We start from the raw sequence: 12,506 nt of genomic DNA on the forward strand, positions 1-12,506 counted from the left end.
CCTTAAAGGCTCAAACTACTGGACGATTTCGTAGTTGCCGGCCTTAGCCAGGGCCTCGTTCATCGCCGGGACGGAGGGGATCACATCGTCCTTGTGCTTGACCACAAGGCGGGCATACTCATGGTTCGTGATTTCGAAGGTGGCCTGGCCCAGGCCACCGGAAGCGAAGATGTCATAGAGTGCCTGCAGCGCTTTGCGGACATCGTTGTCATTCTTTACGCCGCTGACGTGGTAGTGAGTGGAAACAATAATCGACATGAGTCAAATTGTACGACTTTTGCCGTTAGATTCCCGAACTTAGATACGGCCGTTGAACGCCTGCAGCGCAGAATCCTCACGGGTACCGCCGCGGCCGTCGCCGTAGCCTGCGTAATCAGCGATCCAGCTAACCCTGGAAACCCACTTCACAGCCTTGTAGCCGTGGTTGGATTCCACGCGGCAGCGCGCCGGGGCGCCGAGATGGATGTCGACTTCATGGCCGTTGCGGGACAGGGCGATGACAGACTGTGCATCCAGGGCGTCGTCAATGCTAAAGCAGGCATAAAAGGGCTCGCGCGGGCGGTTGTCGTACATCTTCTGCGCTAGGCCATAGGACTCGACCATGACGTAGTTGGCGCCTTCTGGGCGCGGGCCCAACAGGCTAAGCACGTCCTCGATGGAAGGACCAGCCCAGCGGGAGGTCGCCGACCACCCCTGCATGCAAGTATGCGTTGCCACATAGGACTGCTGCGGCAACTCACGTAGCTGCTCGATGGTAACGACCTTCTCTACGCCATTAATGTCATCAGCCAGCGTGATTTCGTAGCCCTTCCAGTCATTCTCGCGGAACTTGGTCCACTCCGGCGACTCATCGGGCGTCGGCGGCAGGCCGTTGGTCCAGTGAAACTTGGAGATGTCCTTATCGGTATAAGCCTGCTGGGTAGAAGGCGAAACCTTCAACCAGTTCAGGAAGAGCTTGCGGCCGAGCTCGGTAAACTTCACCACGATGCGCTGGGCACGGGCACGATCCGCCAGGGACCAGTAGGACAAGAAGATCCAGAACAAAATGACCACCACGATGGTAAAGACCACGGTGGTAAAGGCCTGCGCGTAGCGCTCCACGCTCACGTCGCCGAAGACCATGTGGACCATGTTGTGCTCGCGGTGAACGAAGAACACGAGGAAGACGTGCACCACAATAAACGCGCTCATCAGCACCATTCCAATGAAGTGCAGGGAGCGAGCACCTTGGTGGCCACCCCAGAACTTCACGTAGCGCGGGAACTTCACTCGCACGGCCGGAGCCATGGCTACGCCGGTGAGCATCATAAACGGCGCCAAGATGAAAATGACGAAGGAGTACGCGAGCTGCTGGAGGGCGTCGTATGGCGTGAAGTGCTCCAGCGAGGGTGCCTGCAGGCTCAAGTAGACCTTGGCCGATTCCCAGGCCTCAGGGACGATATCCCAGGAGGTTGGGATCAGCCGGCGCCACAGGCCGGTGGCAAAGAGCAAGGTAACGTAGACAAAGCCGTTGAGCACCCACAGCATCACCGCGGCGCCATGCCAGTGGCGGCCCAATCCGATGTTCTCGCGGCCGGGCAGGGAAAGCATCGGCGAGACTGAAAGCTCATCCATAAGGGAGGTGTAAACGCCCTCCTCTTTGGGCAGCTCACGCTTTGTAAATTTGATCCACTCGGTGCCAGGCGCGCAATCACTGCGCCACCACAGGCGCGGCAAGGAAGAGAGCATTTCGATGCCGGAGCGCAGCAGCATACCGATGAGCACGAAGTTAATGAGGTGCGAGGCCCGCAACCAGATAGGAAAGTCTGGGTTTTCACCCAGAGCCAATACATAGTCCATGGGAAAATTCCTCAGTGGTGAGAGATACAACTTTTCACTAGTGTGACTTATTTTTCATTGTGTCGCACCCACCCCGAAATACCAATGGTTTTTCCGTGCTTATTTAGTTTTTGGACAAAATCGACCCGCATAGCTGGAACAATGCTGATTTACTCCACAGCATGATTCCCGCCACACGTCCAGCCAATTACACATAATGTATACCCCCGAGCCCCACATCCTCGGCCTCTAATCTGCGCCCGGCACATCCACGAAGGCCGCCGACCAATAAGCAAACATCGCCATAAACGGCGAAACCACCCACGCGATACCCGGGGCAAACTTTGGCACAAACTGGACCACCTGCCCCGGATCCGCCGGCGCGGAATGCGCCGTTACCCCGCCTACCACGTAGAAAGCCGCCGCACCTGCCAGGCAGGCCACCCCACACCACAGCAATTGCCCTACACCGCGGAACGTCGCGCCGCGCATATAAGAAAACAGCCCAAAACAAAGCCCCAAGAAACCCACCAAGACAGCGAAGACAATGAAGGAAGAAAATTGCACGTCAGCAACATTTTCGATGGCATAGCCGCCGTCTTCTACTTCACGGCCGGTAAGAGTCGGGCGCCACATCCCCCACACCGCCCCCACTGCCGAATAGACAACAAGGATTAGGGCAAGCAGCCCCGCGCCGAACCCGATGGAGCGAGGAATACGAAACTTGGACTTGGACACCATTTCTTTATAAGGCCTGACTCGAAGGAACTAAAAACGAAAAGGAGGAAGTGCCAAAGCACTCCCTCCTAATAAATTACAGCGCCTTGTTTGACGCTATTTTCTCCGCGGAGAGTTTAGACCTCGCCACAGAAGGTCCAGTTGCCGTTCTCGCGGCGGAATCGCATGGTGGAGCTATCCAGACCCTCGTTGGTGTTGACGTTGACGGTTGCGGAAGCATCGTCACCGTTGACAACAACGTCGTTGATGGACTCAACGCCAATTGCGTTCCAGTCGAAGCCATCCAGCTGGGAGGTGTCCTGACCGGAAGCTGCGAGCATGTTCTTCAGCTCATTCATCGGAACATCCGGGATCTGGTTGTAGTCCATGTTGGCAACCTCAGAGCCCTGCGCGTTCAGCACTGCGGAGCAGGTGTGATCCGGCATGTACTTGAAGAACTGGCGCATGGTCTTGGTCTCGTAGAGGCCGCGGACCAGCTGATTGATGCCGTCGACATCTCCCTGCTCTGCCGGAGCGCCCTCAACCGGAGCAACCGGCGCGGCGTTCTCAAGCGGGTTGGAGCCACCTTCGAATGGGTTAGCCAGGGTCTCCTCCGCAGCAGCTGCGTTGGAGTCCTTGTCTGTGCCTCCCTTCTTCTCGGCGTCCTTGCCGTCCTTCTTGTCCTTGTTTGCGTCCTTGTCCTCGGACTTCTTTTCCTCGCTCGGAGCAGCAGACTTGCCCGCATCCTTGGAAGCCTGCGTGGTCTTCGCGGCGGTGGTCTTGTCGCCGCCCTGAGCGTTGTTGGCTTCTTCGTCGTTACCGCAGGCAACGAGAGCCATCGGCAGAACCATGGCTACAGCAACGAGGGACTTCTTCGCAGGGGTTAGAAAAGACAAGGGTTAGGCTCCTGAAATATTTATGATGGCTGGCGTCAAGGCTAAATGTAGACCGCTGTAAATCGGTTCCGAATGGACGCCGATTCAGCGCAAGCAAAACAGGCTGAGCCAGATTTCTTTCCGCCTCATCCTAACAAGGCGAAGGTGCGGAATACATGCCGGATCCCTCAAAGAAACCTGTGAACCTAGGCCTTTTCCTACACATTTACTGTCAAATGTTAAGCCAGTCACCACTATTCGACGCACAGGCCTTATACACCTGCCGCGCCGCACGGATGCACCGACAGCCGGACAGGTAAGATAACAGCGTGCAATTAGACCGAGACCGAATTCTTTCGACAGCCCTCGAGCTCTTAAATTCCTACGGGCTCGCGGATGTTACGATGCGCAGAGTCTCCACCGCACTCGGCGTAGCGCCCGGCGCGCTGTACTGGCACGTCGCCAACAAGCAAGCGCTCATCGCCGCCATGGCCGAGAAAATCCTAGCGCCTGTTTCCGGCACGAGCCCGCTAGACGTCGCAAAGAGCCTGCACTCTGCCCTGCTCAGCTGGCGCGATGGCGCAGAGGTTGCCAGCGCTGGCCTCGCCTACCCTGATTCCGAAACGTGGGAAGTACTCACCGAAAAGATCGCCGCCTCATTTAAGTCAGTCGAAGGCCACTACGCCTCGGAAGCCGAAGTTCAGGCAGCGTCACTGGCCATCGCGCACCTGATCTTGGGCGCTACCCAGATGGAGCAATCGCGCCAGCAGTTAGTGGAGTCAGCTAAGGCCACAGCCACTGCAGACGCCGCGGATAGCTCCCCCGTAAACCACGGCCCAGATATCCACCGCGGCGTCGAGATCATCGTAAACGGCCTAAGTAACCCGCTCGCAGACACGGGAAATTAATTATGCTCTAGGGCATGACTGAAACCGCTGTCTGCCCAACCCACGCCTGGCCAGGAAAACCCGCGCCACTAGGCTCCACGTTCGATGGCTCCGGTACAAACTTCGCCATCTTTTCTGAAATCGCCGAAAAAGTCGAGCTCTGCCTCATCGACCGCGAAGGAAAAGAAGAGCGCGTCGAGCTGAATGAAATAACAGCCCATGTCTGGCATGCCTACCTGCCCAACGTTGGGCCGGGCCAGCGCTATGGCTACCGCATCTATGGCCCCTATGACCCCGCCAATGGCCTGCGCTGCGATCCCTCAAAGCTGCTGGTAGATCCGTATGCTAGGGCCTTCGACGGCGATTTCGATGGCGACGCCTCCCTCTACTCCTATGACATCCACGCCGAAGAGGAAGGTACCGGGCGCAACACTGAAGATTCCCTCGGCCACACCATGCTTTCGGTGGTCATCAACCCCTTCTTCGATTGGGCCGGCGACCGCCGCCCCCGCACCCCTGATAATGAGACGGTCATCTACGAAGCCCACGTCAAGGGCATGACCATGCGCCATCCCGACGTGCCTGAGGAGCTGCGAGGCACGTACGCGGGCATGGCGCATCCAGCGATCATCAATTATTTCAAGGAGCTCGGCGTCACCGCCGTCGAACTGATGCCGGTGCACCAGTTCCTGCAGGATGATCGCCTACGCAACCTCGGCCTCCGCAACTACTGGGGCTACAACACCTTCGGCTTCTTCGCTCCTCATCTGGACTATGCCTATGCCAAAAAGCCCGGCGAGGCCGTCGCGGAGTTCAAGACCATGGTGCGTGCCTTCCATGAGGAAGGCATCGAGGTCATCCTCGACGTGGTCTATAACCACACTGCGGAGGGCAACCATCTAGGCCCCACCTTCGCCTTCCGCGGCATCGATAACCACGCCTACTATCGCCTGGTTGATGAGGATAAGAGCCTCTACATGGACTACACCGGCACCGGTAATTCCCTTAACGTTCGGCATCCGCACTCGCTGCAGCTGATTATGGATTCGCTGCGCTACTGGGTCACGGAGATGCATGTGGACGGCTTCCGCTTCGATCTGGCGGCGACGCTGGCGCGGGAGCTTGACGACGTCGACAAGCTCGCCACCTTCTTCGACCTCGTGCAACAAGACCCCGTGGTCAGCCAGGTCAAACTCATCGCAGAGCCCTGGGACGTGGGCCATGATGGCTACCAAGTGGGAAACTTTCCACCGATTTGGAGCGAGTGGAACGGCAAGTACCGCGACACCGTGCGCGATTTCTGGCGCGGCGAGCCCGCCACCTTGGGAGAGTTTGCCTCGCGGCTTACCGGCTCTTCCGATCTTTACGGCAACAACGGCCGCCGCCCTACCGCTTCCATCAACTTCATCACCGCCCACGATGGATTCACGCTGCGGGACCTCGTCACCTACAACGACAAACACAATGAGGAAAACGGCGAGGACTCCCGCGACGGCGAGTCCTTCAACCGCTCCTGGAACCACGGCGTGGAAGGGCCTACCGAGGACGAAGAGATAAAGAAGCTGCGCCGCCGGCAGGTGCGCAACTTCCTGACCACCTTGTTGCTTTCCCAGGGCACGCCGATGCTTTGCCACGGCGACGAGTTCGGGCGCACGCAGGGCGGCAATAACAACGTCTATTGCCAGGACAACGAGATTTCCTGGATGGATTGGTCGCTGCTGGAAGAAGAAAAGTCCGAGGCAATGCTGGGCTTTACCAAGCGCGTGCTCGCCATCCGCCGCGCGCATCCGGTCTTCCGCAGGCAGCGTTTCTTGGCCGGTGGCCCGCTGGGCTCCGACGTGCAGGACCGCGACATCGCCTGGCTGGTGCCCTCTGGCAAGCTGATGACGCAGGACGACTGGGATCATGACTTTGGCCGCGCGTTGATGGTTTACCTCAACGGCAACGCAATCACCGAGACCACTGCCCGCGGCGAGCGCATCACCGATGATTCCTTCATCATGATCTTCAACGCCCACCACGGCGAGATTGAGTTCACCCTGCCTACCAAGAACTTGGGCGCGCGCTGGCGGCTTATGGTCGATACGGCAGATTCCGGCGGCTACCCCGCGGAGGAAACCTACATTGATGCAGAGGGTACGATCACTGTTCAACCGCGCTCGACGCTGATTCTCCGCCAGGAAGAGCCGCCAGTCTTCGACGCTTAAGAAATTTTCCTCCGATTTTCCCGGAAAGGTAGTTCGTGTCTTTTCACGCCCACGCCACCCGCATCGATGTCACGAATAAGGAGCTTATTTTCCAAGTTTCTTTGCTTTCTGCTTGCCTGGGCAAGGCTAAACAGGAGCAGGTTGCGCTAAGCGACGTCACCGATGTCACCGTCTGCGCCCCCACCGCGGCGGGCTTTGGATACGTGGAATTAGGCGGCGTCGGCAAGCGCATTGCCTTTGCCCCCAATCAGGACGCGGCGGCTTTCGCGCGTGCGGTCGAGGCTGCGCTGCGCGGCGAGGCGCCGGCGGAGGCGGCCTCGGTCAGCGGGCTGAACTTCACCGCCGTTGATGTGGAAACCGCCAACGATGATTGGGGTTCGGTGTGCCAGATTGGTGCGGTGCGTTTCCGCGATGGGCAGGAAACCGAATCCCGCACGTGGCTGTGCACTCCCCCGCCGGGCCTTGAGAAGTTCGCCGATATCAACATCTCGATCCACGGCATTAAGCCTGCCGACGTCGAGGGAGCCCAGCCTTTTGCAGAGGCCGCGGCGGAACTTTTTGAGTTCATGGACGGCGATGTTTTGGTCGCGCACAATGCGCAGTTTGATTCCACCGCTTTGCGCCAGGGCCTGCTGAAGGCTGGCAGTTCGATTCCGGAGATCACCTTGGCATGTTCGCTAGCACTGGCTCGCGATGCCTCTTCTGCCGGCGTTATCGATGTGGTCAACCACAAGCTACCCACGGTGGCTGCATTCTGTGGCGCCGATGACTTCCAGCACCACGAGGCAACTGCCGACGCCCGCGCAGCCGGCGTCATCGTCGCGGACCTTGCGCGGCGCTTTGGGCACGTGGGCTCGGTGGATGAGCTCTTCCGTTCCCGCGAATTTAGCCTCGGTAAGTTGGATAAAGAGGCAATTCTGCCAGTGCTGCGCGCGCATACCGCGCCTACCTCTGCGGCCGACCTTGGCGCTGGCACGGACTTCCGCGACAAGACCCGTAAGTCGGGTACTAAGACCGACGTAAAGACCGGCGGAAGGGAAAGGAAGTCCAGCCGCGGACCCGCGCCGTGGCAGTCGGTAGCCACGCCGGATACCATTCCGGACCCGAACCTCGATGCGGATCCGGAAGGCGCGCTCTTTGGCCAGAACGTAACTCTGACCGGTGACTTTGAGCCTTTCGATAAAGGTCTGCTCTGGAAGGGCATCGCTGAGCGCGGCGGCAAGATTGGAAAGAACGTCACCAAGAAGACCACCATCCTGGTCCTCGGCGAGTGGGCAACGAAGACCTCGAAGGAAAAGCGCGCCGAAGAGCTCATCGAAAAAGGCCAGGACATCGCGTTGTGGCCGGCGTCGAAGCTGCTGGAAGAACTCCAGCTCAATGAGCAGCCGCCTTTCTAAAATCTCTCCTGCTCCGTTGGGAACCGATGGCGGGAAATGGCAGTCCAATTAGTGCAGAAAGTGAATTATTCGTCCTGCGGGGAGGACACACGCCATGACCACTGCCATTGCGCCGGAAAAGTTTGAGTCGCTAGATTTCGAGGCCATCGCCCTAGCGGGGTTGCTGCCGGCCCTAGCACGCCGGAAGGACTTCTCGGGTGCTACCTTGACGGACCAGGGCTTTGGCGATACTCCCGCTGGAGTGCAGCTCTCCCGCCAGCTTTCGGTGCTATTCCTTCAGCGCGACGAGTTCGCAGACACCTCCGCACACGCTCCGCGGGCTTTTGTTTCGCATCGCACTATCAGCGGTTTCGGCTTGAGCACCCGCCAAGCGTGGGACTTGGCGGCAGCGAACCTGCAAAGGCGCGCTCTTACTGCCCAAGGCCTGCGCTTTCGCACCCGTTGCGCGGCGGAGATTCTGCCGGGCTGCGAGGAAGGCATTCAAATCCAGGCCCGCGGCGCCGAGGCTAGCGCGTGGTTGGCGCATCCGCAGACTTTCAGCATCATGGACTCGCACCTGCGCCGCTTAACCCATGCAACAGCTCGGCAGACGTTGTACTACCTGGTTCCGGATCCCGCCACGGTGGTGGCCTTGCATGACTCGCCGCTAAAGCGCGTCCGGCACTGGTCACGGCGCATAAACGAGCAAAGGCGCCTGCGCGGTGCGGTTCTTGCGCCCGAACCACTATTATGGGCTAACGGATTTCCTCTAGAAGCTTAGGGGAATAAACGCATGCTTAAGCAAAAAGTCAGGAGGTCGGTGCGGGGTGAAGGAATCCGCCATCTCTCGGTTGAGCAACCAGTATCACGAGTGGGTTCGCCGGCATCCACGAGCAGAAGCAGACTTCAACGAGGCCATCGAGGACCTGCTTAACGACGCCGGCGTTATCTTCGACCGCGCCTCCGCCCGCGTCAAGCGCTGGCCATCGCTAAAAGCCAAGGCCAAAAAGCGCCACGCAAACGGCGAGCTTTATTACCCCAGACCCTGGGAAGACATCCACGACGTTCTCGGCGTGCGCATTACGGTCTTCCACTCCACCGCTATCCCCCAGGCGCTCGAGGTCTTGGGCGATTCCTTTGCGGTGGTGCGCTCGGTGGATAAGGCCGCAGAGACCCGCATTTCCGGCGGTTTTGGCTACGGCTCCCACCATTTAGTGCTGCGCGTGACCAACGCGATTGAAGAGCTCGCAGAGTACGAAGGCTGGACCTTTGAGGTACAAATACGCACCGCGCTGCAGCATGCGTGGGCAGAGTTCGAGCACGATATCCGCTATAAGCAAGGCACTGCGGCTCCTTCCGCGCAGGTTGACCGCCTCTTTACCTTGGCCGCCGGGCTTATCGAGCTGGCGGACCAGCAATTCGATCAGATTGCTGCGCTGAAAGATCCTTCCACGGATACCAGCGAAGACGTAGAGCTTTCCGCCGAGACCCTGCCCGGTGTCTTGGCTGTGTTGATGGGCGGGCGCTTCCCGCGCTCGCGTTCGGAGCACTACCGCTTCCTAGCAGAGATTTTGGAGCTCAACGGTGTGACCACAATGAGCCAATTGAAGTCGCTGCTGAATGCAGGTGACATCGCCTTCGTACACGACGCCATCAATTACCGCTTCCGCCCCGGCCAGGTGCGCCTCATCGACGACCTGCTGCTTAATAAATTTGGCAAGCAGCACGTGGAGGCCACTGCCCTTGCAGGAGACCGCAAAGACCGCAAGCGCCGCCTCAATGGCCGCTACAAAGCGCTGCAGAATTACCGCGCGCACTCCTCAAAGACGGAGAAAAAAGAGGCCAATAACTAGCGGAAGCCACCGCGGAACTTTTCCATCTGGCGGCGTTCCTTCTTGGTAGGCCTGCCCGCGCCGCGCTCGCGGACTGGAACCGAAGGCATGAACTCCTTCGGCGGTGGCGGCGGCGCATGGTCGATGTAACATGCACGAGCCACCGGCGCTCCGACGCGCTTTGCCACGGTGGCTAGAACTTCCAAGTCATGCTCGTAGTGGTTGCGCCAGATACGTACGCGATCTCCCGGAACCACCTGCTGGGCAGGCTTTACCGCATTGCCGTTGAGCTTTACGTGCCCCGCCTTCACCGCCTCAGCGGCCTCCGAGCGCGTCTTTGCCATGCGCACAGACCACACCCAGGCATCGATGCGGACGGGTTTTGAGTCAGGTTGAATCGGCATCTAAGCCTTCGGATCTAGTAATTGTGGTTTTCGTTGACGATCTTTTGCACCTTGCGCCAGTTATAGGCACCGCCAACCACGGCGACGATAAGGCCCAAGGTCATAAAGACCCAGAAACCAGACAAGGCCCACCCAAGCAGCACGCCACCAGCAACGCCGCCGACCACGCTAACTACTCCGTTCCGGGAGTACTTACGAACCTGCTGCTTCTTCAGCTCGATCGGATTGTTGGGGCGTCGTTGCATAGTCATGGCGGCCATTCTAGCGCAGCGCCGACTTTCCCTCGCCCCTAGGCGCCAAGCTCCACCCAGGCAGTGCCGGCTTCGCTAGATTCCACCTCGCCCTGGGAAAGTGCGGCGAGCGTGGCATCCAGGGCTTCTCTGCCGCCGGGCTCGATAGCCAGAGTAAAGGTCACCGCCGCACCATATGCGGTATCAGTAATCTCATAACCACGATTGCGCAGCTCCGCTTCCACGCGGCCGGCCTGGGCATGGCTGAATTCGGCGGTATATAGCTCCCGCAGCGCCCGCGTGCTGCGCTCGACCAATTCGAGCGCCTCGCTGACCGAACCGCCATAAGCATGAACGAGCCCGCCCGCGCCCAACTTCACGCCACCGAAGTAGCGCACGACTACGGCACAGATATCCAGCATTCCCGAGCCTTTCAGCACGTCAAGCATGGGTTTTCCGGCCGTGCCGGAAGGCTCGCCGTCGTCTGAGGAGCGCTCCACTGGGTTGGCTTCATCAACGTGGTAGATATACGCCGAGCAATGGTGGCGGGCATCAGGGAAGCGTTCGCGCGCGGCGTCGATAAACCCACGCGCCTCACTCTCACAGGTCACTCGATCCACGAGCGTGATAAAGCGCGAGCGCTTAATCTCGATCTCATTTTCAATCTCGCCCGGAACGGGCCGTTCATAGCTGGTCAACACTGCGTGTCAGTCTACCTATCCCACCAGGAAGTCATATTCGGCGGTGCCTGGATGCAGCTGTTGAACGTGAATCTTGGAACTTTCCATGCGCTCAAGCAGTCCGTTCAGGTCCTCTGCACGCCCCAGCTCAAGTCCCACCAAGGCAGCCCCAGTCTCACGATTGTTTCGCTTCAAGTACTCAAACAGCGTGATGTCATCATCCGGGCCCAAAATATCCTGCAGGAAATGACGCAGCTGGCCTGGTTCCTGCGGGAAATTAACCAAGAAGTAGTGCTTCAAGCCGCGATGCACCAGCGAGCGCTCCATGATTTCGGCATAGCGCAAGACGTCATTGTTACCGCCGGATATCACGCACACCACCACGCTGCCTGGCGCTAACTCCAGCTCGCGCAGACCTGCCACCGAAAGCGCGCCGGCGGGCTCGGCAATGATGCCCTCGTTCTGATACAACCCCAGCTGCTCGGTGCACACAGCGCCTTCAGAAACGCTGTCCCAGCGCACGCGTTGCCTGTTTTCCTGCAGGATCTGGAAAGGCAACGCCCCTACTCGTTTGACTGCAGCACCATCGACGAAAGGATCAACGCTTTCCAAGGTCACCGGCTCGCCTGCCGCGAATGCCGCGCTAAGCGACGCCGCGCCCTGCGGCTCAATTCCCACCACCTGGGTGCGCGGGGACATGTCTGCAAGATAAGAGGTAATTCCGGAGATCAACCCTCCGCCGCCGACGGGAACCACCGTGGTATCCAGGGACTTTCCCTGTGCTGACAGTTGCGCGAGTACCTCAGCAGCGACGGTGCCTTGTCCCGTAACGGTGTCACGCGCGTCGAAGGGCTCGATGAAAATGGCGCCGTGCTCGGCGGCGTCGGCATGCGCGGCTGCGGCGGCCTCATCGAAGGTGGAACCGGTGACCACCAGCTCCACCATGTCTGCCCCATGTACCTTAATGCGGTCGCGTTTTTGCTTCGGAGTAGGTTCTGGGACGAAGATTTTTCCTCGAATGCCCATCGAACGGCAAGCATAAGCTACGCCTTGCGCATGGTTTCCGGCCGAAGCTGTCACGATGCCGAGACGGCGCTGCTCCGCCGAAAGGTTTGAGATGCCATACAGCGCGCCGCGGATTTTATAAGAGCGCACGTCTTGCAGGTCTTCGCGCTTCAGATAAACTTCAGCGCCTATTTCTTGGGAAAGGCGCGGGCAATAGTGCAGGGGTGTGGGAGAAATTTCCGAGCTAATTCTCGCCTGTGCCATCTGAATATCGGAGGCATGAATGGGTGAATAAGCAGCGGAAGTTTCAGTCATGCGCCAAGTTTAGCGTGTCCGCTACCCCGCGGGATGCGATTATCTAATAATCGACCGGTTTACGGGAAGTTCACTCAGAACTTTCTGGAGTGTTAGGTGAAGTTAGCATGCGGATAACTTTCTCCAGCGAAGGTATTCGATGGCTTTCGCTGCGTTTTCT

General features: G+C 59.0%; 13 protein-coding genes. 5 read left to right on the forward strand and 8 right to left on the reverse strand.

Annotation, left to right across the window (positions count from 1 at the left end; translation table 11 throughout):
* Nucleotides 1-15 precede the first annotated feature (15 nt).
* From QKB66_RS04355 to QKB66_RS04370, 4 genes are all read right to left on the reverse strand, one after another.
* Nucleotides 16-258, reverse strand: a complete 243-nt coding sequence (locus QKB66_RS04355; protein ID WP_414252772.1) for a hypothetical protein — start codon at nucleotides 256-258, stop codon at nucleotides 16-18.
* 39 nt (nucleotides 259-297) lie between these two features.
* Nucleotides 298-1,839 carry a molybdopterin-dependent oxidoreductase gene (locus tag QKB66_RS04360; RefSeq protein ID WP_414252773.1) on the reverse strand — a complete coding sequence of 514 codons (1,542 nt, stop codon included), beginning with the start codon at nucleotides 1,837-1,839 and terminating at the stop codon, nucleotides 298-300.
* Between the two features lie 228 nt (nucleotides 1,840-2,067).
* Nucleotides 2,068-2,556, reverse strand: coding sequence for a hypothetical protein (locus tag QKB66_RS04365; protein ID WP_284789997.1), 489 nt, complete (start codon nucleotides 2,554-2,556; stop codon nucleotides 2,068-2,070).
* 116 nt (nucleotides 2,557-2,672) lie between these two features.
* Entirely contained in the window at nucleotides 2,673-3,431 is a 759-nt protein-coding gene (locus tag QKB66_RS04370) for a hypothetical protein (RefSeq protein ID WP_311517909.1), read from the reverse strand.
* A gap of 308 nt (nucleotides 3,432-3,739) precedes the next feature.
* Between QKB66_RS04370 and QKB66_RS04375 the strand changes: the two genes are divergently transcribed.
* The 5 genes from QKB66_RS04375 (at nucleotide 3,740) to QKB66_RS04395 (ending at nucleotide 9,733) form a co-directional block, all read left to right on the forward strand.
* Nucleotides 3,740-4,318, forward strand: a complete 579-nt coding sequence (locus QKB66_RS04375; RefSeq protein ID WP_414252774.1) for a TetR family transcriptional regulator — start codon at nucleotides 3,740-3,742, stop codon at nucleotides 4,316-4,318.
* Between the two features lie 14 nt (nucleotides 4,319-4,332).
* On the forward strand, nucleotides 4,333-6,504 hold the full coding sequence (gene glgX, locus QKB66_RS04380) for a glycogen debranching protein GlgX (RefSeq protein WP_414252775.1): 2,172 nt from the start codon (nucleotides 4,333-4,335) through the stop codon (nucleotides 6,502-6,504).
* A gap of 35 nt (nucleotides 6,505-6,539) precedes the next feature.
* Complete coding sequence (locus QKB66_RS04385) at nucleotides 6,540-7,901, forward strand: exonuclease domain-containing protein (RefSeq protein WP_414252776.1); 1,362 nt, start codon at nucleotides 6,540-6,542, stop codon at nucleotides 7,899-7,901.
* Between the two features lie 94 nt (nucleotides 7,902-7,995).
* Nucleotides 7,996-8,661, forward strand: a complete 666-nt coding sequence (locus QKB66_RS04390) for a hypothetical protein (RefSeq protein WP_070497136.1) — start codon at nucleotides 7,996-7,998, stop codon at nucleotides 8,659-8,661.
* 46 nt (nucleotides 8,662-8,707) lie between these two features.
* Nucleotides 8,708-9,733 (forward strand): GTP pyrophosphokinase family protein, encoded by a 1,026-nt coding sequence (locus QKB66_RS04395; protein WP_061923395.1) that lies wholly within the window; start codon nucleotides 8,708-8,710, stop codon nucleotides 9,731-9,733.
* On the opposite strand, the gene QKB66_RS04400 is transcribed toward QKB66_RS04395, so the two are convergent.
* From QKB66_RS04400 to ilvA, 4 genes are read right to left on the reverse strand one after another with little or no spacing between them, the layout of a single operon-like run.
* Entirely contained in the window at nucleotides 9,730-10,116 is a 387-nt protein-coding gene (locus QKB66_RS04400; RefSeq protein ID WP_070497132.1) for an RNA-binding S4 domain-containing protein, read from the reverse strand. The genes QKB66_RS04395 and QKB66_RS04400 overlap by 4 nt on opposite strands.
* A 14-nt stretch (nucleotides 10,117-10,130) precedes the next feature.
* Complete coding sequence (locus QKB66_RS04405; protein WP_061923691.1) at nucleotides 10,131-10,367, reverse strand: hypothetical protein; 237 nt, start codon at nucleotides 10,365-10,367, stop codon at nucleotides 10,131-10,133.
* A 38-nt stretch (nucleotides 10,368-10,405) separates the two neighbouring features.
* Entirely contained in the window at nucleotides 10,406-11,047 is a 642-nt protein-coding gene (locus QKB66_RS04410; RefSeq protein WP_248091448.1) for a YigZ family protein, read from the reverse strand.
* 15 nt (nucleotides 11,048-11,062) lie between these two features.
* The gene (ilvA, locus tag QKB66_RS04415; protein WP_070497124.1) at nucleotides 11,063-12,346 is read right to left on the reverse strand and encodes a threonine ammonia-lyase IlvA; all 1,284 of its coding nucleotides are present in this window, start codon (nucleotides 12,344-12,346) and stop codon (nucleotides 11,063-11,065) included.
* Nucleotides 12,347-12,506: the final 160 nt, after the last annotated feature.

The sequence above is a fragment of the Corynebacterium sp. c25Ua_89 genome (assembly GCF_047459735.1).
GTDB classification, from domain to species: domain Bacteria; phylum Actinomycetota; class Actinomycetes; order Mycobacteriales; family Mycobacteriaceae; genus Corynebacterium; species Corynebacterium simulans.